The 24,890-nt window shown below is 53.8% G+C and carries 23 protein-coding genes; 21 read left to right on the top strand and 2 right to left on the bottom strand.

The window, feature by feature from the left end:
* The first annotated feature begins 54 nt into the window (after positions 1–54).
* Both ML541_RS04495 and ML541_RS04490 read left to right on the top strand, forming a co-directional pair.
* Positions 55–2,598, top strand: a complete 2,544-nt coding sequence (locus ML541_RS04495) for a bifunctional aconitate hydratase 2/2-methylisocitrate dehydratase (protein WP_243371210.1) — start codon at positions 55–57, stop codon at positions 2,596–2,598.
* A gap of 160 nt (positions 2,599–2,758) precedes the next feature.
* Positions 2,759–3,250, top strand: coding sequence for a hypothetical protein (locus ML541_RS04490; RefSeq protein WP_243371209.1), 492 nt, complete (start codon positions 2,759–2,761; stop codon positions 3,248–3,250).
* A gap of 18 nt (positions 3,251–3,268) precedes the next feature.
* On the opposite strand, the gene ML541_RS04485 is transcribed toward ML541_RS04490, so the two are convergent.
* Together ML541_RS04485 and ML541_RS04480 are read right to left on the bottom strand one after the other, a co-directional pair.
* A complete protein-coding gene (locus ML541_RS04485; RefSeq protein WP_243371208.1) occupies positions 3,269–4,339 on the bottom strand; it encodes a PilT/PilU family type 4a pilus ATPase in 1,071 nt (356 codons plus the stop codon).
* Positions 4,340–4,377: 38 nt separating this feature from the next.
* Positions 4,378–6,114, bottom strand: a complete 1,737-nt coding sequence (locus ML541_RS04480) for a DUF4388 domain-containing protein (RefSeq protein ID WP_243371207.1) — start codon at positions 6,112–6,114, stop codon at positions 4,378–4,380.
* A 245-nt stretch (positions 6,115–6,359) separates the two neighbouring features.
* On the opposite strand from ML541_RS04480, the gene aspS reads away from it, so the two are divergent.
* From aspS to ML541_RS04385, 19 genes are all read left to right on the top strand, one after another.
* Positions 6,360–8,141, top strand: a complete 1,782-nt coding sequence (gene aspS / locus ML541_RS04475; RefSeq protein WP_243371205.1) for an aspartate--tRNA ligase — start codon at positions 6,360–6,362, stop codon at positions 8,139–8,141.
* Between the two features lie 9 nt (positions 8,142–8,150).
* Complete coding sequence (locus ML541_RS04470) at positions 8,151–8,855, top strand: LysM peptidoglycan-binding domain-containing protein (RefSeq protein ID WP_243371203.1); 705 nt, start codon at positions 8,151–8,153, stop codon at positions 8,853–8,855.
* 269 nt (positions 8,856–9,124) lie between these two features.
* Positions 9,125–11,344: an NADP-dependent isocitrate dehydrogenase gene (locus ML541_RS04465; RefSeq protein ID WP_243371201.1), complete on the top strand. Its 2,220-nt coding sequence runs from the start codon at positions 9,125–9,127 to the stop codon at positions 11,342–11,344.
* A 45-nt stretch (positions 11,345–11,389) separates the two neighbouring features.
* Positions 11,390–12,343 carry a malate dehydrogenase gene (gene mdh, locus ML541_RS04460; protein ID WP_243371199.1) on the top strand — a complete coding sequence of 318 codons (954 nt, stop codon included), beginning with the start codon at positions 11,390–11,392 and terminating at the stop codon, positions 12,341–12,343.
* A gap of 205 nt (positions 12,344–12,548) precedes the next feature.
* On the top strand, positions 12,549–12,743 hold the full coding sequence (locus ML541_RS04455) for a 4Fe-4S binding protein (protein ID WP_243371198.1): 195 nt from the start codon (positions 12,549–12,551) through the stop codon (positions 12,741–12,743).
* A 24-nt stretch (positions 12,744–12,767) separates the two neighbouring features.
* Positions 12,768–13,901, top strand: a complete 1,134-nt coding sequence (locus tag ML541_RS04450; protein ID WP_243371197.1) for a 2-oxoacid:acceptor oxidoreductase subunit alpha — start codon at positions 12,768–12,770, stop codon at positions 13,899–13,901.
* A 2-nt stretch (positions 13,902–13,903) separates the two neighbouring features.
* Entirely contained in the window at positions 13,904–14,722 is an 819-nt protein-coding gene (locus ML541_RS04445; RefSeq protein WP_243371196.1) for a 2-oxoacid:ferredoxin oxidoreductase subunit beta, read from the top strand.
* Between the two features lie 24 nt (positions 14,723–14,746).
* On the top strand, positions 14,747–15,292 hold the full coding sequence (locus ML541_RS04440) for a 2-oxoacid:acceptor oxidoreductase family protein (RefSeq protein WP_243371195.1): 546 nt from the start codon (positions 14,747–14,749) through the stop codon (positions 15,290–15,292).
* 127 nt (positions 15,293–15,419) lie between these two features.
* Complete coding sequence (locus ML541_RS04435) at positions 15,420–16,601, top strand: HD domain-containing phosphohydrolase (protein WP_243371194.1); 1,182 nt, start codon at positions 15,420–15,422, stop codon at positions 16,599–16,601.
* 89 nt (positions 16,602–16,690) lie between these two features.
* Positions 16,691–17,644: a GTPase-activating protein gene (locus ML541_RS04430; RefSeq protein WP_243371193.1), complete on the top strand. Its 954-nt coding sequence runs from the start codon at positions 16,691–16,693 to the stop codon at positions 17,642–17,644.
* A gap of 28 nt (positions 17,645–17,672) precedes the next feature.
* Positions 17,673–18,404 carry a hypothetical protein gene (locus ML541_RS04425; protein WP_243371192.1) on the top strand — a complete coding sequence of 244 codons (732 nt, stop codon included), beginning with the start codon at positions 17,673–17,675 and terminating at the stop codon, positions 18,402–18,404.
* 198 nt (positions 18,405–18,602) lie between these two features.
* Positions 18,603–19,073 carry a cytidine/deoxycytidylate deaminase family protein gene (locus ML541_RS04420; protein ID WP_243371191.1) on the top strand — a complete coding sequence of 157 codons (471 nt, stop codon included), beginning with the start codon at positions 18,603–18,605 and terminating at the stop codon, positions 19,071–19,073.
* Positions 19,070–19,522 carry a transcriptional regulator NrdR gene (nrdR, locus tag ML541_RS04415; protein WP_243371190.1) on the top strand — a complete coding sequence of 151 codons (453 nt, stop codon included), beginning with the start codon at positions 19,070–19,072 and terminating at the stop codon, positions 19,520–19,522. Before ML541_RS04420 ends, nrdR begins: the two co-directional genes overlap by 4 nt.
* On the top strand, positions 19,519–20,625 hold the full coding sequence (gene ribD / locus ML541_RS04410; RefSeq protein ID WP_243371189.1) for a bifunctional diaminohydroxyphosphoribosylaminopyrimidine deaminase/5-amino-6-(5-phosphoribosylamino)uracil reductase RibD: 1,107 nt from the start codon (positions 19,519–19,521) through the stop codon (positions 20,623–20,625). Before nrdR ends, ribD begins: the two co-directional genes overlap by 4 nt.
* On the top strand, positions 20,610–21,257 hold the full coding sequence (locus ML541_RS04405; protein WP_243371187.1) for a riboflavin synthase: 648 nt from the start codon (positions 20,610–20,612) through the stop codon (positions 21,255–21,257). The genes ribD and ML541_RS04405 overlap by 16 nt, the downstream gene beginning before the upstream one ends.
* Before the next feature lie 65 nt (positions 21,258–21,322).
* A complete protein-coding gene (locus tag ML541_RS04400) occupies positions 21,323–22,525 on the top strand; it encodes a bifunctional 3,4-dihydroxy-2-butanone-4-phosphate synthase/GTP cyclohydrolase II (RefSeq protein WP_243371185.1) in 1,203 nt (400 codons plus the stop codon).
* Between the two features lie 14 nt (positions 22,526–22,539).
* On the top strand, positions 22,540–23,007 hold the full coding sequence (ribE, locus tag ML541_RS04395) for a 6,7-dimethyl-8-ribityllumazine synthase (RefSeq protein ID WP_243371183.1): 468 nt from the start codon (positions 22,540–22,542) through the stop codon (positions 23,005–23,007).
* Complete coding sequence (gene nusB, locus ML541_RS04390; RefSeq protein ID WP_243371181.1) at positions 23,007–23,444, top strand: transcription antitermination factor NusB; 438 nt, start codon at positions 23,007–23,009, stop codon at positions 23,442–23,444. The genes ribE and nusB overlap by 1 nt, the downstream gene beginning before the upstream one ends.
* Positions 23,445–23,478: 34 nt before the next feature.
* Positions 23,479–24,789, top strand: a complete 1,311-nt coding sequence (locus tag ML541_RS04385) for a homoserine dehydrogenase (protein ID WP_243371179.1) — start codon at positions 23,479–23,481, stop codon at positions 24,787–24,789.
* Positions 24,790–24,890 lie beyond the last annotated feature (101 nt).

The following is a 24,890-nucleotide window of genomic DNA, read 5'->3' as shown; positions in this document are numbered from 1 at the left end:
TCTAGCTATTGTCTTGTAAAAAGGACGACAATAAATACACCGGAGGATGGAAAAATGATTGAAGCCTATCTGGCCCATGAAGCCGAACGTAAAGCGCAAGGCATTCCCGCATTGCCGCTTAATCCCGAGCAGACTGCGGATCTCTGCAAGCTGCTGGAGAATCCTCCCGCAGGCAAGGAAGAATTTCTCCTCAATTTGTTGAAGGAGCGCGTTTCCCCCGGCGTTGATCCCGCAGCCGAAGTAAAGGCTGCCTTTTTGGCGCAGATCGTCAAGGGGACGAAGAAATCTCCCCTGGTGGACCGCAAGGAAGCCATCCAAATCCTCGGCACCATGATGGGCGGCTACAACGTGGCACCTCTCATTGATGCGCTTGGCGATGCAGAGCTTGCTGATTCCGCCGCCACTGCGCTTTCCGGCATGACGCTTGTCTATGACGGCTTCGACAGGGTGGTTGAACTGTCCAAGTCCAATGCTGCCGCCAAAAAAGTGCTTGAGTCGTGGGCCAATGCGGAGTGGTTCACCAAGCGCCCCGGTGTTCCCGAAACCATCAAGGTCAAGGTTTTCAAGGTAGAGGGAGAGATCAATACCGACGACTTTTCTCCCGCCGGTGATGCCTGGAGCCGCCCCGACATTCCGCTCCATGCACTGGCAATGGGCAAGACCCGCTTCCCGAACCGCCAGAAAGACATTGCCGCATGGCGTGCAGCCGGCAACCAGGTAGCTTTCGTTGGCGATGTGGTCGGCACCGGTTCTTCCCGCAAGTCCGCCTGCAACTCGGTCCTGTGGCACATCGGCAACGAAATCCCGGCTGTTCCAAACAAGAAGACCGGTGGCGTCATCATCGGCGGCGTCATTGCGCCGATCTTCTTCAACACCGCCCAGGATTCAGGTGCACTGCCCCTGAAAGCAGACGTCACCAAGATGAACGACGGCGACGTCATCACCATCAACACCAAAAAAGGTGAAATCACCAATGAAAAGGGCGAGGTGATCTCCACCTTCAAGATTGCCCCCAATACCTTGGCTGACGAGTTCCGTGCCGGTGGGCGTATACCCCTGATCATCGGTCGTGCCGTTACCGATAAGGCCCGTGCCGCCCTCGGTCTGGGTGCCACCGATATTTTCACATTGCCGGTCAATCCCCAACCGAAGTCCGGTCAGGGCTACTCCCTGGCACAAAAGATGGTCGGCAAGGCCTGCGGCGTAACCGGTGTTCTTCCCGGTACTGCCTGCGAACCGAAGATGACCACCGTCGGTTCCCAGGACACGACCGGCCCCATGACTGCCGATGAACTGAAGGAACTGGCCTGCCTCAAATTCCTCTCCCCCATGTTCATGCAGTCATTCTGCCACACTGCCGCCTATCCCAAGCCGGCTGACGTCAAGATGCACAAAAATCTGCCGAAGTTCATCACTGAGCGCGGCGGGGTGCCCCTCAAGCCGGGGGATGGCGTTATCCATTCCTGGCTGAACCGCCTGCTTCTTCCCGACACCGTCGGAACCGGCGGCGATTCCCACACCCGCTTCCCCATCGGCATCAGTTTCCCCGCAGGTTCCGGTCTGGTTGCCTTTGCCGGCGCCATGGGCTTCATGCCGCTGGATATGCCCGAGTCGGTGCTGGTGCGTTTCAAGGGCAAGCTCAACCCTGGCATCACCCTGCGGGACGTGGTCAATGCAATTCCCTACTGGGCTATCAAACAGGGTAAGCTGACCGTGCCCAAGAAAAACAAGATCAACATATTCAATGGCCGCATCCTCGAGATGGAAGGGCTGCCCAACCTGACCGTGGAACAGGCCTTCGAACTCACCGACGCTGCTGCCGAAAGAAGCGCCGCTGCCGGGTGCATCCAGCTTTCCAAGGAGTCCGTTGCCACCTACCTTCGCTCCAATGTTGCGCTCATGAAGAAGATGATCAAGGACGGCTACCAGGATGCCAAGACCCTGCAGAACCGTATTGACGCGGTTAATGCCTGGTTGGCCAAGCCGGAACTGCTTGAGGCCGACAAGAATGCCGTCGAGACCGGCGCCTATGCCGATGTCATCGAAATCGATCTGGCCGAGATCACCGAGCCGATCCTTGCTTGCCCCAACGACCCGGACGATGTCAAACTCCTCTCCGAGGTTGCCGGCACGTCCATCCAGGATGTCTTCCTCGGCTCCTGTATGACCAACATCGGCCATTTCCGTGCTGCTGCCGAGATCTGGCGCGGTCTGAAGTTCAATCCCAACGTCCGCACCTGGATATGTCCGCCGACCCGCATGGATCAGGCCCAGCTGAAAGATGAAGCCTATTTCTCCGTCTACAGCGCCTTCGGTGCCCGCATCGAGATTGCCGGCTGCTCACTTTGCATGGGGAACCAGGCCCGCGTGCCCGACGGCGTGACCATGTTCTCTACCTCCACCCGCAACTTTGATGACAGGATCGGCGATGGAGCCAAGGTATTCCTCGGTTCCGCCGAACTGGGCGCCGTTGCCGCCACCATGGGCAAGCTGCCGACGGTAGCCGAGTTCATGGCTGTGTATAAGGAAAAGGTCGAACCTAAGAAAGATGTCGTGTACAAGTACCTGCAGTTCGATGAGATGCCAGAATATAAATAAGAAGAGCTATTAGCAGTAGTGTTGAAAAAACCCTTCGTCCGGATTCCGGGCGGAGGGTTTTTTATTTATTTCTTTTGCTCCTGGGCTGCGGAGAATATCAGTGCAGTGAAAGGTGTTATAATTTGTGAAAAACATATAAAAAATTTGGACGGAGGTTGCGATGCTTGCCGATACCTATCGCATTTCCATCAGCGCCCAACCGGACACCATCTGGAACCTGCTGCCGGAGTGGCTGGATAACCTTGACCTGTATATTCACAAGGTGGATTCCATGAAGGTTGTGGAAAGATCCGCGAACCGGATAGTCAGGGAACTGTCATACCGGGGAACGCCGTTCCGTGAGACGGCAATCTTCGACCAAAACAGCAGGAGTATCAGACATGAGTTGCAGGACCACCCCCTGTACCAAGGGGTATACGGCACCAGCGTGGTACCAACCTCGGTTCAGAATCCCATGGCGCCGGTCGAACTACAGCTTTACCTGGAGTTGGAGCGACGATCCTTCAAGATAGAAAAACTGGTGCAGATGGAAGGTGAATTGGCTACAGATATCGAAAAAGTGTTGAGGATTCTGAAGAGAATGGCCGAGGAGCGGGAGCATGAGCTGGAGGGGAGAGGGCAACACCTCAGCGAAGGGGTGACCCATCGCTGAGGCGCGGTACTGCCTGTTTCAACTGGTGTACATGAATTTCCGTTCCAGATCCATGGAGTGAGACAGCCGCTTGGCATCGTCCAGCGTAATCATATCCTGCTCATACATCTGCAACAGGTGCTGATCCAGTGTCTGCATGTGATACTGGGTCTGGCCGTTCTCGATGTGCTTTTCGATTTCATCGAGGCGCCCTTCGCGAATGCATGCCTGGATAGTAGTCGTGGAGCGCATGATTTCGACGACCGGAAAAATGTTTTCCCCTGTTTTGTCCTTGACCAGCCGCAGTGAGATAGTTGCGACGAGAATGTCGGCCAGTCGCTGACGGATGATCTCCTGAGCATCGGCGGGGAAGTGACCGACGATCCGGTTTATGGTCGAAACGGCACTCTGGGTATGCAACGTCGACAAGACGAGGTGTCCTGTTTCGGCCGTTTTTATGCAAGCGTCGATGGTTTCCTTATCCCGCATTTCGCCGACCATTATAACATCCGGATCCATTCTCAGTGCCGACTTCAAGGCAGAATTGAAGTTATCCGTATCGATGCCCACTTCCCGTTGGATGATGCAGCTTTTCTGTGAGGTAAAGAGGAATTCAATGGGATCTTCGATGGTGATGATGTTGTGGTTGTAGTTTTCATTGAGGAACCGCAACATGGATGCCAGTGTGGTAGATTTTCCGTTGCCGGTCGGGCCGGTTACCAGAATCAGTCCGTTGGGGGCGGTGGCTATTTCCGAAAGGACTGTGGGCAGGTGCAGTTCGGCAAAGGTGCCGATATGGGGTGGTATGACACGCATGACGACCCCGAAATGCCCACGTTGGCGGAATAGACTTACCCGGAATCGACCGCCGCTGGACAGGGAATAGGAGGCATCAAATTCGCGTATGTCGGCGTTGAATTCCCGTCCGTTGTGCTCCATGACCGTCTTTGCGATGAAAAGCGTGTCATCGGGGCCGAGGTTGGGCATTTTCGCACGGATCAGCTGTCCTCGCGCCCGGAAGAACGGGGGGTTGTCCACTTCGAAATGGAGATCGGATACCTTTTTCTGAAAGGCGATTTCGAGTATCTGGTGTAATGTCCGCGCGTCCATAAGAGTCCTTTTCTCTGTGAAATGTGGTTAATCTATGGCTAATGAGCCTTTTTTTCAAGCTTTTTTCGCATGAGAATATTATCGAAGATGAGGCTTCCGTGTTTAGCCAGGGAGGCAATCATGTCGGTCGGAGCCGGTCCGGCGGCTCTTGTGCCGAAATCCGCATAGGTCAGGGCGATGACACGGCCGAAGCTGACAATTGGTACAATCAGCACTTTATTTTCGGCCGGTGCGTCTATTTCCCGGTACAGGGATTTCAATGCTTCATCCTCTGCCCGTTCGAAAAGTACCTTCACATTATCTATGGTGCGCTGGAAAACGGAAGGGGAAGCCAGGGAAATCTTGAAGCGGAGGGGAGCGGCGGCATCGGCGTTTTTGTAGGCTCCTGTGCCGATGCCTCGTTCGGCTATCAGCTCTCCGTTAGTGACGATGAACGTTATGGATCTCTCGAAGATTTCGGAGACGAACTTGAGCAGGGCAAAGGATATGTCCGGTATCTCCTGGGCGGCATCCAGCTCCTGAATACACCGGTTGAAAGCCTTGACGGGGAGGGGATCGGTGCTGCCGAACGCGTTTTTCTGCATGTAGGAGCGGAAAGACTCGATAAATCTTATGCTCTCCTCTGCAAAACCTACCTTCGTGTTCTTCATGTCAGGCTTGGGAAAGATAGTGCGGACTCCATCCCTGAGCGCGGCCAGGCAGGAATTCACATCGGGTTCCGATGCCAGTTTTATGACGGAAAGCCCCCCGTAATGGGAGAGTTTTGCTTTTATGAGTCCTGAATGATTTTCGCCGGCATCTATTATCACGAGGGGGAACGAGTCTTTGGCAAGGGCCTTGTCAATGAGAGGATCAAGATCGGCTTCGTTATCGGTGGTAAAGACAGCCAGCCTGTCAGCCTTGCAGGCAGCGGTCAGGAGGTTCGTGGCCAGCCGGTCGCAGCTGAATATGACGACGACTATTCCCGAGGCTTCCTGTGTGACTGAATCGGAGATAGACGTGCCGGATAAGCCGACCATGTAAGAAACAAGTTTTTGCTGTTCGTCTGCCGGTATGTCTTTCAGTTCTTCTTTCAGTTTCTGGCGGATGTCTTCTGCAGGATCGAAAAATTTCACCCCGGCAAAGACCTCAGGTATTTTCCTGTCCAGGTTGTCCAGGTCGTCCAGGCCAAGATCGCTTGCGGAGATCAGCGGAGTGTCGTCTTCCTCCGGCTCTTCCTCTTCGCCTGCGGCAAAGGTGGCTTCACCCAGCGTACCATCCCGTTTCTTCTCATCATATATACGAAGCGCATCCATTAGAATGCTTTGGGCGTTGAGGTTGAGGGTTTCCTTGAGCGTGTCGGGGAAGTAGCGGTATTCGTCGGAGACTATCTGTTTGTCCATCTCCAGTTCGAAGGTTCCGCAGGTCCAGGTGAGGACATCGACGATGGTCATTTCGATCAGCATCTCCAGCCCCTTGAAGGCGATGTCCTTGTTGATCAGTCCATTTTCTATGAGGGTGGCAACGAGGGGGCGACGATTCCGGCCTGCATCCTTCTGCTCCTGCAGAGCACTTTCCAGTTGCACCGCCGTGATCGCTTTCATGTCTACCAGTATCTGGCCGACACGGATGCTGTTGTTGTGGTGATTCGCACTGACGATATAGCCTTCATCGAAAACGATCTGGCTATGTCCCCGCTTGCTTTTCAAGGCCAGGGTGCCCGATTTCTTGGTTGAGTGAAGCAATTGAATCAAATCGACAATAGGGAGATGTTCGAGATCGCCGACAAAAGACATGCAGCACCTTCACTTTCTGTTCTTAAATTTGTAGGCTTAGTCCTGATTGCCTTTGGGAAGAGGATTATAACCAAAATTTTCGAGAAAATCCTCAATTATCTTCATTTGAAACAAGCGGAGTCGCATTCGTTATGGCTTTTTCCAATTATTTTATGGTTTCAACGGCTTTATTCCTTGAAGCGTCTGGGTTTTTTGAGTATAATTTGCAAGTTTTTTTTAACCGAGATTATAGGGGGAGTTTTTAAATGATAGATTTTCTGGGCGATTGGAAGAGAACACATTACTGCGGTACCCTGACCGCAGCCGATACAGGAAAAGAGGTAGTACTGATGGGGTGGGCCCATCGGCGCAGGGATCATGGAGGGCTGATATTCATCGATCTGCGCGATCGCGAAGGTTTGGCACAGGTCGTCTTCGATCCCGACAAGAGCGCCGCAGCACACCATAAGGCCGAGACCGTGCGCAATGAATATGTCGTTGCCGTGAAAGGGAAGGTCATTCCCCGGCCGGAGGGAACTGTCAATCCCAACCTTCGGACCGGAGCCGTGGAAATTCTTGTTTCGGACTGCAAAATCCTCAGCCGTTCAAAGGCCTTGCCATTTACCCTTGACGACTATGTGGATGTGGCGGAAAACCTGCGCCTCAAGCATCGCTACCTTGATCTGCGCCGCCCGGTGTTGCAGGAGAATCTTATCCTCCGTTCCAGGGTTGCCCAGGTTACCCGTCAATATCTGACCGACAACGGTTTCCTCGAGCTGGAAACGCCGTTTCTTACCAAATCCACCCCCGAAGGGGCCAGGGATTTTCTTGTTCCGTCACGTATCAACCGTGGCGAGTTCTATGCCCTGCCCCAATCGCCGCAACTCTTCAAGCAGATTCTGATGATCTCCGGCTTTGATCGCTACTTCCAGATCGTTCGCTGCTTCAGGGACGAGGATCTCCGTGCCGACCGGCAGCCCGAGTTTACCCAGATAGACTGCGAAATGTCCTTTATCGACCGTGAGGATATCATCACGGTCATGGAAGGGCTGATCGCCCGCATTTTTGCCGAAGTGAAGGGGGTTTCCGTAACCCTGCCCATAAAGCGTATGACCTATGCCGAGTCCATCAGCCGCTTCGGCGTGGACAACCCCGATCTCCGTTTCGGGTTGGAGCTGGTCGAGCTTTCTTCCATCGTCAAGGGCTCGGGGTTCAAGGTCTTTGCCGATGTTGTTGCCGGCGGCGGCATTGTCAAAGGGCTCAATGCCAAAGGCTGCGCAGGCATGTCCCGCAAAGATATCGACGAACTGACGGAATTCGTGAAGATTTATGGGGCTAAAGGTCTGGCTTATGTGAAGGTGACTGACGAGGGATGGCAATCTCCCATTACCAAATTCTTCACTCCGGATGAAATATCGGCCATGGAAAAAGCCTTCGCTGCCGAAAAAGGAGACCTGCTCCTTTTTGTTGCCGACAAGGCCAAGGTTGTCAACGATTCCCTGGGTAAGCTGCGGAACCAGCTGGCAAAGCTGCTGGGGCTCCTGGACAAGGATACCTTCAATTTCGTCTGGATCACCGATTTCCCGCTTCTCGAATGGGATGAGGAGGAGAAACGGTGGGCTGCGGTTCATCATCCCTTTACTGCTCCCATGGATGAAGATCTGGAATATGTGGAAAGCGACCCGGGACGGTGCCGCGCCAAGGCATATGACTTGGTGTTGAACGGCAACGAGATCGGCGGCGGCAGCATCAGGATTCATCAGGAAAAAGTCCAGTCGCTCATGTTCAAGATGCTCGGGCTGAGCGATGAGGATGCGAAGGCGAAGTTCGGCTTCCTTCTCGATGCACTGGAGTACGGAACGCCCCCCCATGGCGGGATTGCCTTTGGCCTTGATCGCTTGATCATGCTTCTCACCGGAAGCGATTCCATTAGAGACGTTATTGCCTTTCCCAAAACACAAAAAGGGGCCTGTCTCATGTCGGAGGCACCTTCTCCCGTTGATATTAAACAGCTGAGAGAACTGGGCTTGAAAACGACCGGGAAATAAGGGTGCCTGATGCGTCGTTTCCCTTTGACAAGGTTTCTGCAGTGCTGTCTGCTCATGTACCTTATTGCCGGATGTTCCACACCCGTCCCCCTCTGGAGGCAGGATGCCCTCAGCCTCCTGGAGAGGGTCCGTAATAACGACGGTCAGAAGCTTCTTCCTGCAGAGTACCAGAGCATCGAAGACCTGGTGCTGCAAGGTGACACCCTGGTGCAGAAAGAGGAGATAGAGGAGGCGGACAAACTCTATCTCCTCGCCTGGTCGAAAGCCAACCTCCTTGAGAAGAATCTTCTTCTCGAAAAGCGGAGGCTGGCCGAAGAGACGTCGCGCAGGGAAGCGGAACGCCTTGAAGCTGAGCGCCAGCATGCCGTTGAAGAGGAAAACCGGAAACGGGCGGAAAAATTGGCGACAGAAGCCAGGGCCGCCCGGGAAGCAGAGGCGCGCCGGCTAGTGGAAAAAGCCGAAAAAGCGCGGCAAGCACGGCAACTTCCCACCTATCATACCGTCAAAAGGGGAGAGAGCCTGCCATTCATAGCATCACAGTCCGAGGTGTACAATGATCGCAACCTCTGGCCCCTCCTATACCGCGCCAACCGCGATCAGATCAGCAACCCAAAGCATCTCTGGCCTGGTCAGGTGTTGCGGATTCCCCGCAATGCCAGCCGGGAGGATCTTGCCGAAGCAAGGCGCTATGCCCAGGACCGACCTCTTCATTAAGCTGCAGTTCCCCATTTCTGCCTTCTTTTTTTAAAAAAGCCATCAGATTGTAACAGGTTAGTAGGGATATTTTTCCTTGACACGCTAACCCTATTTGTATACTGTATACAAAATTTCCGCTCATATAATGATATAAGTCTAATCTTGCTGCTGTGATTATTTCAATATCCAACCGAGCGTATCGCGCACAACACCTTCATTCTTGATAGCATCGGCACTGCCGTCATTCCGGACTTCCGGCATGACGGCATAAAAACTAAGGAGGGAACATGGCAACACACAAGATTATCTGGACAGAAATCGACGAAGCACCTGCACTGGCAACCTACTCTTTGCTTCCAATCGTTCAGGCCTTCACCAAAGGAACGGGCGTTGAAGTCGAAACAAGGAATATCTCTCTTGCAGGAAGAATCCTTGCGAACTTCCCTGAAAACCTGACAGAAAGCCAAAAGATACCCGACTATCTGGCACAGCTGGGTGAGCTTACCCAGAAACCAGAAGCCAATATCATCAAGCTGCCTAACATCAGCGCCTCCGTGCCCCAGTTGAAAGAAGCCATCAAGGAACTGCAGAGCCAGGGCTATAAGGTTCCCGACTATCCTGAAGAGCCGAAAAACGATGCAGAGAAGGAAATCCAGGCACGTTATGCAAAGTGCTTGGGTAGCGCTGTCAACCCGGTCCTGCGCGAAGGTAACTCGGATCGCCGGGCACCTCTTTCCGTGAAGAATTTTGCCAAGAAGAATCCCCATAAGCTTGGTGCATGGACCCCTGATTCCAAGGCCCATGTTGCCCATATGACGAGCGGCGATTTCTATGGCAACGAGAAATCGGTCGTCATGGAAAACGGTGGCGACTTCAAAATAGAGCTGGTCTCCGACGGAAAAACTACCGTTCTTAAAGATAAACTCACTGCAGCCAAGGGGGAAATCCTTTCTGGTACTTTCATGAGTGCTGCTGCCCTGAAAAAATTCTATGCAGAGCAGATCGAAGATGCAAAGAGCAAGGGGCTTTTGCTCTCCCTGCACCTGAAAGCAACCATGATGAAGGTTTCCGACCCCGTCATGTTCGGCTACGCTGTGTCGGTCTTCTTCAAAGACGTTTTTGATAAGCATGCTGCCGCTTTCAAGGAAGCAGGCGTCAATCCCAACCTGGGCCTGGGCGAGCTCTACAAGAAGATCAAGGCCCTTCCCGAAGCCAAGCAGGCCGAAATTGAGGCCGATATCAAAGCCGTCTACGCCAAGCGTCCTGCCCTGGCCATGGTTGATTCGGATAAGGGCATCACCAACCTCCATGCTCCCAACGACATAATCGTTGACGCTTCCATGCCGGTTGTGGTGCGTGATTCCGGCAAGATGTGGAACGCAGAAGGAAAACTTCAGGATACCAAGGCGCTGATTCCTGACCGCTGCTATGCAACGTTCTATCAGGAAATCATCGAAGACTGCCAGAAAAACGGCGCCTTCGATCCCTCCACCATGGGCTCAGTTCCCAACGTGGGCCTGATGGCACAGAAAGCGGAAGAATATGGTTCACATCCTACCACCTTCATTATCCCTGCTAAAGGGACTGTGCGAGTTATAGATGCAGCCGGAAAGGTGCTGATGGAGCACAATGTCGAAGAAGGGGATATCTGGAGAATGTCTCGCGCCAAGGACATCCCTATTCAGGACTGGGTTAAACTTGCCGTCAACCGTGCCAAAGCGACCGGTGCTCCTGCTGTGTTCTGGCTCGACAAGAACCGTGCCCATGACGCAAACATGATCGCCAAGGTTGAGAAGTACCTAAAGGACCACGACACCAAGGGACTTGAGTTCCACATCATGAATCCGATCGAGGCAATGCGCTTCTCCGTTCAGCGTATCCGCAAGGGACAGGATACCATCTCCGTCACGGGTAACGTACTCCGTGACTACCTGACCGACCTGTTCCCTATCCTGGAGCTTGGTACCAGCGCGAAGATGCTCTCCATCGTGCCGCTTCTGGCTGGCGGCGGCCTTTTCGAGACAGGTGCAGGCGGATCTGCTCCCAAGCATGTCCAGCAGTTCGTCAAAGAAGGCTACCTGCGCTGGGATTCCCTGGGTGAATTCTCCGCCCTGGCCGCATCCCTAGAGCATCTTGCCAACACCTTCAAGAACGACAAGGCTCAGGTTCTTGCCGATACCCTCGACCAGGCGATCGCCAAGTTCCTGGACAACAACAAGTCCCCCGCTCGCAAAGTCGGCCAGATCGACAACCGCGGCAGTCACTTTTATCTTGCCATGTACTGGGCCGAGGCTCTTGCCGGTCAATCCAAGGATGCAGAACTCCAGACCAAGTTTGCCAAGGTTGCCAAGCAGCTGCAGGAGAACGAGGCAAAGATCAACGAGGAGCTTCTTGGCGCCCAGGGTAAGCCGGTAGATATGGGTGGGTACTATCACGCCAATTTTGACAAGACTTCAAAGGCTATGCGTCCCAGTGCAACGCTGAACGCAATAATCGATGCTATCTGATATAACCCCGGTTCATTGAACCCCAAACAAATCAAGGAGGAAGTCATGGCAAGAAAGAAAATTGCATTAATCGGTGGTGGACAGATTGGTGGCGTTTTGGCTCAGCTTTCCGCTCTGCGCGAGTTGGGTGACGTGGTGCTTTTCGACATCGTTGAGGGTCTCCCCCAGGGTAAAACCCTCGATATTGCAGAAGCTTCTCCGGTTGACAATTTCGATGCAGCGCTGAGCGGCGCAAATGACTATGCAGACATCAAAGGTGCCGACATCGTTATCGTAACTGCAGGTCTTCCCCGCAAGCCCGGCATGAGCCGCGATGACCTCATCGCCACCAACGCAAAGATCATGCAGTCCGTTTCCGAAGGGATCAAGCAGTACGCACCCAATTCCTTCGTTATCGTTATCTCTAACCCCCTCGACGCCATGGTTACTCTCTGCCAGAAAATCACCGGCTTCCCCTCAAACCGCGTCATGGGTATGGCCGGGGTTCTCGACTCCGCACGATTTGCTGCATTCATCGCCTGGGAACTGGGCGTATCCGTAAAAGATGTCAACGCAATGGTTCTCGGCGGCCATGGCGATACCATGGTTCCCATCGTCCGTTATGCCAACGTCAATGGTGTTCCCGTCATGGAACTGCTTGAGCGCAAGTACAATGACAAGGCAAAAGCCAAGGAAGTCATGGCTGCACTCGTCAAGCGTACCCAGGGTGCCGGCGGCGAGGTAGTCGGTCTGCTCAAAACCGGTAGCGCCTTCTACTCACCTGCTTCCAGCGCTATCTCCATGGCTGAAGCCATCCTTCGCGACCAGAAGCGTCTCCTTCCGGTCTGCGCTCTGCTCAACGGTGAGTTCGGCGTGAAAGGCTACTATGTGGGCGTTCCCTGTGTACTTGGCTCCAACGGTATCGAAAAGATCGTCGAGTTCTCCCTGGATGCGGAAGAGCAGGCAATGTTCGACAATTCCGTTGCTGCAGTAAAAGAACTTGTGGACAGCATGAAGTAATTTCCTTTTCACACGGTTGACAGCTGGAAAAGAAGGGCCGTAGCTGCCCTTCTTTTCCTTTTTTAGCGCCAGGAAATACTCCTAGAACATCGTTACAGGGTGAAAAGGGTTTTATTTCAACTCTTTCTTGCTATTTGTATACAGTATGTGCTATACAAGCACAGTTTTGCCTCAAAGGCATATTCCAGCAAAGGAGTGTACGTAGATGGATAAGAAGCTTCCGACAATTGAGATCATCGAGAAGTACTGCAAGGGATGTCACATCTGTGTCGAGTTCTGCCCGACCAAAGTTCTGGAAATGCAGGGCTTTGTGGCGTCGGTTAAAAATCTTGAAGCCTGCATCAAGTGCATGCAGTGTGAACTGAGATGTCCGGATTTTGCAATTAAGGTTACTGCTTAATAATTAAACCAGGAGGTAACAAAAGTGGCAAAGAAAGTTGCTTTTTTGCAGGGTAACGAAGCTGGTGCCCAGGGGGCATTGTACGCCGGCTGCAAATTTTTCGCCGGCTACCCGATCACTCCGTCCACCGAGGTTGCGGAGGTTATGTCAGCCGAGTTGCCTAAGGTAGGTGGAAAATTCATCCAGATGGAAGACGAAATCGGCGCAATGGCGGCCGTTATTGGTGGTTCCCTGGCCGGCTCCAAGTCGCTGACCGCAACATCCGGTCCTGGCCTCTCACTTAAGCAGGAACTCATCGGCTATGCCTGCATTGCCGAAGCTCCTGTCGTTATCTTCAACGTCATGCGTGGCGGTCCCTCCACCGGTATGCCCACTGGCCCGAGTCAGTCCGACGTCATGTCCGCCAAATGGGGAACCCACGGCGACCATCCTGCCATCTGCCTTGTCCCTGCTTCCGTTCAGGAGATTTTTGAAGAGACGGTTCGCGCCTTCAACCTGGCCGAGAAATACCGTACTCCGGTCATGATCATGCCTGACGAAATTGTTGCCCATATGCGCGAGCGGATCGTTTTCCCCGAGCCGGGTGAACTGGAAGTCATCAACCGCACCGCCCCCTCTGTTCCTGCCGATCAATATAAACCATACGACACCAAGTTCGGTGATGTGCCTCCCCTGGCTGCGTTCGGTTCAGGCTATCGTTTTCACGTGACTGGCCTTAACAAGGCTGAAGACGGATTCCCCACCACCAAGGCAGCTCTCGTTCAGGCCGAAGAAGAGCGCCAAGTTCGCAAGGTGGATGCCAATATCGACGACATCGTCACCTTTGAAGAATACATGCTTGACGATGCCGAGGTTGCCATAGTTGCTTTCGGTTCCACCTCCCGCTCTGCCCGTTATGCAGTCAACGAGGCCCGCAAGGCCGGCATCAAGGCAGGTTTGTTCCGGATCAGGACCTTCTGGCCGTTCCCGGACAAACAAATCAAAGCACTGGCTTCCAAAGTGAAGGCTATCATTACTCCCGAAATGAATCTGGGCATGTGTACGATCGAAGTCCGGCGCTGTGCCGAGGGCAAGGCTCCGGTACACGGCATCTTCCGTGTTGACGGTGAGCCGATCAACCCCGGCCAGATCCTCGATAAGATCAAGGAGGTTAAGTAAAAATGGCTTTTGATTACGAGAAATATATTCGTCCCGGCAAACTGCCGCATATCTGGTGCCCCGGCTGCGGCCACGGCATTATCATGAAAGGACTGATCCGGGCGATCGACAGCCTTGGCCTGGAGAAGAACAACACCGCTATAGTTTCCGGTATCGGTTGCGCTTCCCGCCTTCCCGGTTACCTTGACTTCTGCACCCTTCATACCGCCCATGGCCGGGCAGCAGCTTTCGCCACCGGCGTGAAAATGGCCAAACCCGAGATGAACGTCATAGTTGTCGGCGGTGACGGCGACGGCACCGCTATCGGTGGCAATCACTTCATCCATGCCTGCCGCAGAAACATCGACATGACCTACATCATCATGAACAACAACATCTACGGTATGACCGGCGGTCAATTCTCCCCATGTACCCCGACCGGTGCCAAGGCTTCCACGACCCCTTACGGCAATCCTGACCCTGCATTCGACGTGGCCAAACTTGCCATAGGTGCAGGGGCTACATTTGTTGCCCGTGGCACTGCCTACCATGCCACCCAGATCGATAAGCTTATTGCGGAAGCTGTTCAGCACAAAGGCTTCTCCGTCGTTGAAATTCTCGACGACTGCCCGACCACTTACGGCCGTCGTAACAAGTTCAAGTCGGTTATCGAAATGATGAACAGACTGAAGGATATCGCCGTTCCCGTCAAGGCTGCAGAGAAAATGACTCCCGAGCAGCTCCAGGGGAAAATCCTGACCGGTGTACTGTACAAGGAAGAAAAGCCTGAATACACCACCGAGTACGCAAAGGTCATCGAGCGCGCCAAAGGCGGCAAGTAATTAAATCCTAAAGGAGAAAGTCAGATGTCACAAAGATATGAAATCAGATTCTCCGGGGCAGGCGGACAGGGTTTGATCCTTGCCGGAGTTATCATGGCTGAAGCCGCCTCGATATATGACGGAAAGCAAGCCGTTCAGTCCCAGAGCTATGGACCTGAGGCCCGCGGCGGTGCGTCCAAATCGGAGGTTATCGTTTCCGATTCTCTTATCGACTACCCGAAGGCTACCGTTGTCGACGCGCTGCTGGCTCTTACCCAGGAAGCATGCGACAAGTATTCCCACGACCTGAAAGAAGGGGGCGTGCTTCTTATCGACTCCGACCTGGTGACAAGGCAGCCCAAGGGCAACTTCAAGGTTGTTTCCTTTCCCATCATCAACACCGCTAAAAACGAGGTGGGACGTGAGATCGTTGCCAATATCGTCGCCCTTGGCGCCATGGTTGCCTTGACCGGTGTCGTGTCCAAGGAAGGTGCCGAGAAAGCTGTACTTGCCCGTGTTCCCGAGGCATTCGTCGAACTCAACAAGAAGGCTTTCCAGATGGGCTACGACAAGGCCATCGCTGCAAAATAATTTTTGAAAGTAAAAAGGAAGAAAGCCCGGTGTCCGCATCGGGCTTTTTTTTTATCGTGCAGGGCTTAAAATGTAGATTGAAACGAGTTTTCCCCCTGAAGCCAGTGCACTTTTGCAGAGGATGCTTATGTCGGACAATCTTTGCGAAATGTCTCTTCAACAGACTTTGTCGCTTTTGCAGCTCACAGATCAGGCTCTGCACGACATCTGCTGTAAGAGGTTTACCCGTGACTTTCTGTATCAGGAGATATTCGGAAAGGTGCTCGGCGGGAAAGGCAGGCGTGGTCCTGCCAGCTTCTTTCTCATTTTTCAGGAGGAAAGCGGTGTACTCCAACCGGGACGTGCTTTTCACATGAAAGATGGTGCTTTGGTGGAGAGGTCCGATGAAATCTCCCTTGATCCCTTCTCTGGGTATGCGGTTAATCTGCTGGAAGCGCAGGCCCAGGAGGAAGTGGTTCTTGTGAACTGGGCTGACAGTTATGAAAGCATAGGAGATTTTCAAGCCTATTTCCATCCGGCTGTAAAAAACTTTATTGGTGCCCCGATCATCAACTTTATTATTTGCCGCATAAGCGGCGCAGCTACAGGTGCCATTGTAGCCTTCAATTATCCGGGGAGGGCAACGACATACGATGCTGAGGTCCTTAAAAGCATGGCGGTTGTTATCGGCTCCCTGCAGACCATGTCCGATGAGGTACAGGAGACGGAGAAGGCTTTCAGATACACGATAGAGGCCTTGGCCAGAGCATGTGAAGCTGCCGAGGAAGACACGGGAAAACATATACAGAGGGTGAACCGTTATGCGGGGGCTCTTGCTGCCAACATGGGGCTTCCCAACGATTTTGTGGAAACCATTTCCTTCTCGGCACAGATGCATGACGTGGGCAAGATAAAAATTCCGGCTACAATTTTATTGAAACCAGGGCCTCTTGATGATGCTGAGGCAGAGCTGATGCGAAAGCATCCCATTTATGGTCAACAAATACTGGGAGATTCACCTCGCTTACAGCTGGCACGGGATATAGCCATTGCTCATCACGAAAACTGGGATGGCAGCGGATATCCATATCAGCTCAAGGGGGATAATATTCCGTTAGCAGGAAGGATTGTCAAAGTAGCTGATGTTTACGATGCCCTTAGATCGAACAGAAGCTACAAGAATTCACTTTCCCACCAAGCTGCACTTTCTGTCTTTCGCCATGGTGATGAACGAATCAATCCTGCCAAGCACTTTGATCCTGTGCTTCTTGGGGTGTTTTTCAAGATTGAACATATTTTCGACAAAATTTATGAGAGCTTCAATGTTTAATCCTGCCAATTGATACTTTTATTTCCCTCCGTTTTGACATATAGTATTCGCACTTTTACCCATGTAATCCAGCGAAGAAGGAGCTCCGGATGTTTCTCTTGCCCAAGGGAAATCCACTATACGAAAATGTCGCCGCTGCCAAGGTCAAGCTTCCCGAAATACTGGACAAGCTGAAAAACGGCGGCTTTACCGGATATCTCAATTTTCTTTTCCCCTCCGCCAATGTGACCCTCTTCTTTGAAGGGGGAAAACTGATCAGCACCATGTGTGAGCAGGGGAGTAAGAATACCTCCGGCTTTGAAGCCCTCACAGAGTTATGCAGCCAAATTGTTGCCGGTGATGGCAGCCTTTCCGTCTATCGGCTTTCACGGGATCTGGTCATGGGATTGCACGCTCTGTTGCACGGAGAGGTCCTGTACAAAGCGCAGGAGTTGAAGCTGATCAATGTGAAAGGGCTCCTGGAAAAGATGAAGGCACGTAAGCTCAATGGCTGTCTGCGTATTTATACTGAAGACCGCTCGGCGCTCATCTTTTACAAAGAAGGTTCTCCCTTGGGGTTTTTCCATGATGGTGCAAGCGAAATAGAGACCTCCGCCACCGAATCCCAGAAGATTGCCGGGTTGCCGGGAGCCAAGGTGGACATCCTTTCCACCAAAAGCGCCGATGAACTCATGCACATGGACCTGTTGGAGATGGTCAATATCGACAAGATATGGGAGACGACCAGGGCTCGTCACGAAGCCCAAGTGCAGCAGCAGTACAAGGAAGCCCAGGAGCGGGACAAAAGGCACCAGGACGCGAAACTGCTGGAACTGGAGGACGATCTGAAGGAGGTTGCCGCAGCTTATCTGGGCAAGATGGGCCGGGCGCTGATCGAGAAGGAACTTGCCGATTGCGGCGGCAGGATTGCGCTGCTGGATCACGACCGGATAACAAAGTTCCTGGCAGGGGTGGAGAGGTCATCGAAATTACTGACCAGCATTTCCAAATTGAAAGAGATGACCGAACTGTTGCAGAAGGAAATCGGTCGTCTGTCCATGTAATGGTTACATTCTTACAGGAGGAGCAGTAATGGAATTTCTATCCGAGGTGAGCACCGTAGCGCTGATTCAGACAATTTTCTGGTTTCTGGCGGGCATCATCAGTTTTTACTTCAGCATCGGCAATGCCCGTATCTGGACGAGCATTTCCCTCGGTTTTTTCCTTATTTTCATAAGCCAGGCATACCTGCTTGCACCCTGGAGCGATTATCCGCGGCTGGCTGCCATCCATTACATTATCGGCACCATATCCATCATGGTCATGACCCACGGGTTCCAGGAGTACTATGTTTTCAGCCGTACTTTGGAGGTCGGTGGGAGCAAGTGGCTGGTCTATCTGGCCTGCCTGGTGGTCATCCTGCTCTCCACCCTGTTTGTCTTCATCAACCCGGAACCTACCTACAACGTCCTGCGAAACATCCGCATGATTGAAAATGCCAACTGGGTATTCCTCTCCCTGATAAATATCGACATGATCCGCAAAATTTATATGCAGGTCCGTGATTCGGTCATCGCCAACGGCTTCATAGCCTTCGGCATCGTCTTTGTCTGCATTTTCCTCTGGAAAGGCTCCGAGCTCTATCTTCAGGTCTTCTGCTGGGACAATGACTGGTCCCTGTTCATGCAGAGCATTGGCGCGTACCACAACATAGATTACCCGGGACGGGTAAACTTTTCGTTGTTGGTGAATCAGGTGGCAGGACTTCTCTCGGGGCTTTCCGTGGGAGGTACATTCATCTACCTGTTCAGACTTCTCCGTTGAACCGGTTTTGCCGTCGGTTGTCCGAAAAGCGCCTAAACCTGGCGCTTTTTTTGTTTTGTCATGAAGCCCTTTCCTTGACCTGGCAACACATATCGGTTATCTTATCTGCCTTAACAGGTTGTCGGATAACCAGTGCGGGAAAGGGTATGAAGCCTTGCTCCTTGCCGTTTTCGCCAACCTGTAAAAGGGGAGCGATCTATGAGCCGTCCCAGCTGGGATGAATACTTTATGGAAATTACTCGCCTGGTCGCCAAAAGGTCGACCTGTCTGCGCCGTCAGGTGGGGGCGGTCGTCGTCAAGGATAAGAATATTTTGGCAACGGGTTACAATGGCGCACCATCAGGCGTCTCCCATTGTCTTGATGTGGGGTGTCTGCGGGAAAAGCTGGCTATCCCTTCGGGGGAGCGCCACGAATTGTGCCGCGGCCTCCACGCCGAACAGAACGCCATCATTCAGGCGGCAAAGCATGGCACCGGCATCGAGGGATCGACGCTGTACTGCACAACCATGCCGTGTATTATCTGCTCGAAGATGATCATCAATGCCGGCATCAAGCGGGTTGTTTTCGAAGCGGGCTATCCCGATCAATTGGCAGAGGAGATGGTTGGAGAGTCGGGGGTTGTCGTGGACCGTTTTCCGAAGCCGGGACCGGAGCAGGAGGAACCATGAAGTGTCCCTTTTGTGCCTTTGCCGACAGCAAGGTCGTTGATTCCCGTCCGGATAAGGAAGGGTCTACCATCCGCAGAAGACGGGAGTGCGAGTCGTGCGGCAAAAGGTTCACCACTCGCGAGCGGGTCGAGGAAATACTTCCCCTGGTAATCAAGAAAGATGGCCGTCGCGAGCCCTTCGACCGGATGAAGCTGGTCGCCGGGGTCATGAAGGCATGCGAGAAGAGACCGGTATCGGTGGAGACCATCGAGCGCCTCATCGACCGGCTTGAAATCCAGATGCAGGAAAGCGGGGAGAAGGAAATACCCAGTAAATCCCTGGGTGAATGGGTAATGACGGAGCTCCATGGGATCGACCAGGTGGCCTATGTGCGGTTTGCCTCGGTCTACCGCTCTTTCAAGGACATCACCGAATTCATGTCGGAATTGCAGGAACTGTTGAAAAAGTGACGGACGTTGCCGAAACCATGATGAGACGTGCCGTGACCCTGGCACGGAAGGGAGTGGGTAAAACAGCTCCCAATCCTGCCGTTGGCTGTGTCATCGTCAAGGATGGCGCGATTGTTGGCGAGGGTTGGCACAGGAAAGCAGGCACCCCCCATGCGGAGGTCCACGCTCTGCACCAAGCGGGAGCACGGGCGGAAGGGGCAGATGTTTATGTCACCCTCGAACCCTGTTCCCATTTCGGCAAGACCCCCCCTTGTGCCGATGCCCTTATTGCTGCCCGGGTTGGCCGGGTCTTTGTCGGCATGGTCGATCCTAACCCCCGGGTATGTGGTGCAGGGATCGGCAAACTGCGAGCCGCCGGCATTTCTGTTACGGCCCCGCTGCTTGAAGAGCAATGCCGTCTGTTGAACGAGCCGTTCATCAAGCATGTGGCCACTGGGCTCCCCTTTGTCGTTCTGAAAACCGCCATGACCATGGATGGCAAGATTGCCACTGTCGGCAGGGATTCGAAATGGGTGACCTCTGAAAAATCAAGAAGGTATGTTCATAAACTTCGAGCAAAGCTTGATGTGATCATGGTGGGGGTCGGCACGGTCGTCAAGGATGATCCGCTCCTGACATCGAGGATTCCGGGGGGGAGAGATCCGCTGCGTGTCGTGGTCGATTCTCGACTGAGGATACCTCTGAACGCCCAACTGTTGCACGTTGATTCACCCGCAAAGACCATCGTTGCGACGATCTCTTCAGATGCCGGACGGATCTCGCGCCTGACCGACCTGGGGGCAGAGGTTCTTTCCTGCAGTGGAACGGGGGATCGGGTTGACCTTTTCAGCCTGATGACGGAACTGGGCAAGCGCGGCGTACAATCCATTCTTCTGGAGGGGGGGGCTGAGCTGGCCGGAGAAGCTCTCCGCAAAGGGGTTGTCGATAAGTGCCTGTTCTTTTATGCCCCGAAACTCATTGCCGGTGAGGGGCTCGGGCCTTTTGCCGGCGATGGTGTGGACAAGATGGCCGATGCCCTCAAACTGCAAGACGTTACGGTGATTAAATTCGGCGAAGATATCCTGATACAGGGATATCCGGAGAAAAGATGTTTACAGGCTTGATCGAAGAAATCGGCATGGTCGTCGGCATGGAAGTCACCCGGGAGGCTGGCATCCTGACCGTGGCTGCCGGATTTCCCGCGGACCTTATAGCCATTGGTGATTCCATTGCCGTCAACGGCGCCTGTCTCACCGTCGTGCGCAAGGGTGCCGGCACCTTTTCCTTCGATGTTTCGCCCGAAACCATTGCCAGGACATCCTTCAATAATCTGAAAAAGGGGACGCCGGTAAACCTGGAGCGTGCCCTTGCTGTATCCGGGCGGCTTGATGGCCACCTAGTTTCCGGCCACGTGGACTGCCTCGCCGTTATTCGCGAGCGGCGTGCCGTTTCCGGCAATACTTTTTTGTCCTTCCGCATGCCGGGTGAGTATCTCAAATATGTGGCGGCAAAGGGTTCCATTGCCATAGAGGGAATCAGTCTGACCGTCAATACGGTGGACGAGGAAGGTTTCACAGTGAATATCATCCCCCATACCCTGCAAAAGACCACTCTGGAGGGGAAAAAGGTGGGGGATGTGGTCAACATCGAGACCGATATTTTGGCCAAGTATGTGGAGCGGCTCCTCAGCCGCCGTGACACGGGGAACAGCCCGGGTATCTCATTGGAACTGCTTGCAAAAAGCGGCTTTATGTGACATAAGAATAGGCGGTTCCAGAGAAGATCAGCTGTGCCGAAACTGAAAGAAGGAAGGTTCTGTTCATGAGTGTAGCGAAGATAGAAGATGCCATTGAAGATATCAGGCAGGGCAGGATGGTTATTCTGGTTGACGACGAAGACCGGGAAAACGAAGGGGACCTGACCATGGCGGCCGAAAAGATCACCCCCGAAGCCATCAATTTCATGGCCAAGTATGGCCGTGGCCTGATTTGCCTGACTCTTACCGGGGACAAATGCGACCAGCTCAACCTTCCCCCCATGGTTACCAGCAATACTTCGTCATTCGGAACTGCATTCACCGTTTCCATCGAGGCGAAAAAGGGGGTCACAACCGGAATCTCCGCTGCGGATCGTGCCCATACCATTCTCACGGCGGTTGCAGACGAAGCGACTGCCGATGATCTGGCCAGACCGGGTCATGTCTTTCCTCTGCGGGCAAAGCCTGGCGGCGTTCTGGTGCGGGCGGGGCAGACGGAGGGCTCGGTTGACCTTGCCAGGCTGGCCGGTTTGAAACATGCCGGGGTTATTTGCGAGATCATGAATGATGACGGCACCATGTCCCGCATGCCCGAACTGAAAAAGTTCGCCAAGGAGCATGGGATAAAGGTCTGTACAATTGCAGATCTGGTCGCATACCGCCTGAGAAACGAATCGCTGGTGCGCAGGGCTGCCGAAGTCAGACTCCCCAGCCAGCTCGGCGATTTTACCGCCATTGCCTTCGAAAACGACATTGACAAGCTGGAACACCTGGCCCTGGTCAAGGGGGATATCCGCGGCGACGAACCGGTTCTGGTGCGTGTTCACTCGGAATGCCTCACGGGGGACGTTTTCGCCAGCATCCGCTGCGACTGTGCCGAACAGTTGCATCGTGCCATGGAAATGGTCGAAGCCGAGGGGACAGGGGTTGTCCTCTACATGCGCCAGGAAGGACGCGGCATCGGTCTGATCAATAAGCTGAAGGCCTATGCGCTCCAGGATCAGGGGAAGGATACCGTTGAGGCGAATCTGGCTCTCGGCTTTAAGGCAGACCTGAGGGATTACGGCATAGGTGCCCAGATTCTCGTCAACCTGGGTATCAAGAATATCCGGCTCATGACCAATAACCCGAAAAAAATCGTCGGCCTCGAAGGGTACGGCATCAACATCGTCGAGCGGGTTCCCATCGAAATTGCTCCCTCCCAGAGCAACAAGAAATACCTGAAGACCAAACGGGAAAAGATGGGACACCTGCTGGAAAATATCTGAGACCTGGAGGAATCATGCCTAAATTCATAGAAGGAAAACTGGATGCCAAGGGGCTCAAGTTCGGCATCATTGTCGGACGTTTCAACAGCTTCATCGGCGAACGCCTCCTGGAGGGGGCGCTGGATGCACTGATCCGCCACGGGGCCGATGACAAGAATATCGAGGTGGCCAGGGTTCCCGGCGCCTTTGAAATTCCCCTGGCAGCCAGGAAAATGGCGGCAACTGGCCGGTACGACGCCATCATCTGTCTCGGTGCAGTTATCCGCGGAGCAACTCCCCATTTCGATTATGTGGCTGCCGAGGTTTCCAAGGGTATCGCCCATGTTTCCCTAGACAGCGGCGTTCCGGTCGCCTTCGGCGTCCTTACCACCGATACCATCGAGCAGGCCGTGGAGCGTGCTGGCACCAAGGCCGGCAACAAGGGCTTCGATTCAGCCATGACGGCAATTGAAACGGCCAACCTCTTCAAGGGGATCAAGTAGTGAGCAGCAGAAGAGAAGGTCGGGAACTCGCCCTGCAGGCGCTTTACTCCGCCGATGCGGAGACACTGGGCGGGACCTTCGCCCTGAAGAAGATCGTGGATAACTTTGCCGACGGTTCCGAGCCATCCCTGGACGTGCAAGGTCGTGCTTTTTCCTTTGCCACGGAACTGGTTAACGGCGTGCTGGCCAACAGCGAGGCAATTGATCGAAAAATCGAAGAGAAATCCAAGAACTGGTCCATAGCCAGAATGGCGAAGGTGGACTTGAACATCCTGCGTCTTGCGGTATTCGAGCTTTTTTACCGGCCCGACATCCCCAAGAACGTTACCATCAACGAAGCCATCGAAGTGGCAAAGAAGTTCGGCGCCGAAGACTCTCCCGCTTTCATCAACGGTATTCTTGATGAAATAGCTTCAGTGGTGCCCGACAAGGAATAATGCCGGCGTGGGCCTTTATTGTAAGCGAGGTACTATGAAAGAAACTAAGATCGGACTGATCGGCTTCGGCACCATCGGTGCCGGGGTGGTCAAACTGCTGGATAAGAACGGGAGCCTTCTCGAAGAGAAGCTGGGAACGAGGCTTTCCCTGAAGAAAATCGCCGACCTGGACATTACCACCAATCGGGGGGTAAGCGTTGCGCCAGGGGTTCTCACCACCAATGCGGATGAGGTCCTTACCGACCCGGAGATCTCCATCGTCATCGAGTTGATCGGAGGGTACGAGCCTGCCCGCAGCTTTGTCCTCAAGGCCATCGCTAACGGCAAGCATATCGTCACCGCCAACAAGGCTCTGCTGGCAGTGCACGGCGAGGAGATATTCGCCGCGGCAGCCCGGCAAGGGGTGGAAGTGCTTTTCGAAGCAGCGGTAGGGGGAGGCATCCCTGTCCTCTCCTCCATCAGGGGTAACCTGGCGGGCAACAATTTTACCACCGTCCTTGGCATCCTCAACGGCACCTGCAATTACATTCTCACCCGCATGACCCAGGAAGGGGTGGATTTCGCCGATGTACTGAAGAATGCCCAGCAGCTCGGCTATGCTGAGGCCGATCCCACCTTCGACGTGGAGGGGGTCGATACCGCCCACAAGTTGTGTCTGCTCCTTTCCCTTTGTTTCGGCACCCGGGTCGATCTGAAGGATGTTTCCACGGAGGGAATCAGCGCCATTTCCGCTGTGGACATCAACTTTGCCCGGGATTTCGGCTACAAGATCAAGCTGCTGGCCATAGGCAAGCGCGACGGCGAGCGTATCGAGGCCCGGGTTCATCCGACCATGATTCCGGTCAATTATCCGCTGGCCGATGTGAATGGTGTTTTCAACGGCATCAGGCTTTCGGGCGATTTCGTGGGACCGGTCATGTTCTACGGACGGGGTGCGGGAATGGACCCCACCGCCAGCGCCGTAATCGGCGATGTGGTGGATATAGCCCGCAACCTGCTGGCCGGCATATCGCGGCGCTGCGCCCCTCTGGGCTTCGGCGATGACCGGGTGAAGAAGCTTACCATAAAGCCCATGGGGGAGATCATCAGCAAGTACTATATCCGCTTCAATGCCTACGACCGGCCGGGAGTCCTGGCCAAGATCTCTGGAGCGCTCGGCGACAACGGTATCAGCATCGAGTCCATGATGCAGACCGCCCGGAGCACAAACGGCACGGTACCCATCGTCATCATGACCCACGAGGCGAGGGAAATGGATGTACGTAAGGCACTGTCGGTGATCGACACCTTTGATATCATCAAGGAAAAGAGCAATCTCATCAGGATCGAGGATAACCTGGAATAGTTCTCCCTTATCCCTTTTGTTTCCGAACCGCCCGTCGGCATTCTGTCTGCGGGCGGTTTTTTGTTTGAAGCCAGGGGAGGGGGAAGTGGCATTGTGGAAGT

This window comes from Geotalea sp. SG265 (assembly GCF_022808985.1).
Lineage (GTDB): Bacteria > Desulfobacterota > Desulfuromonadia > Geobacterales > Geobacteraceae > Geotalea.
Note: the sequence above shows the minus strand (reverse complement) of the source record. Positions and strands in the feature narration are given on the sequence as shown.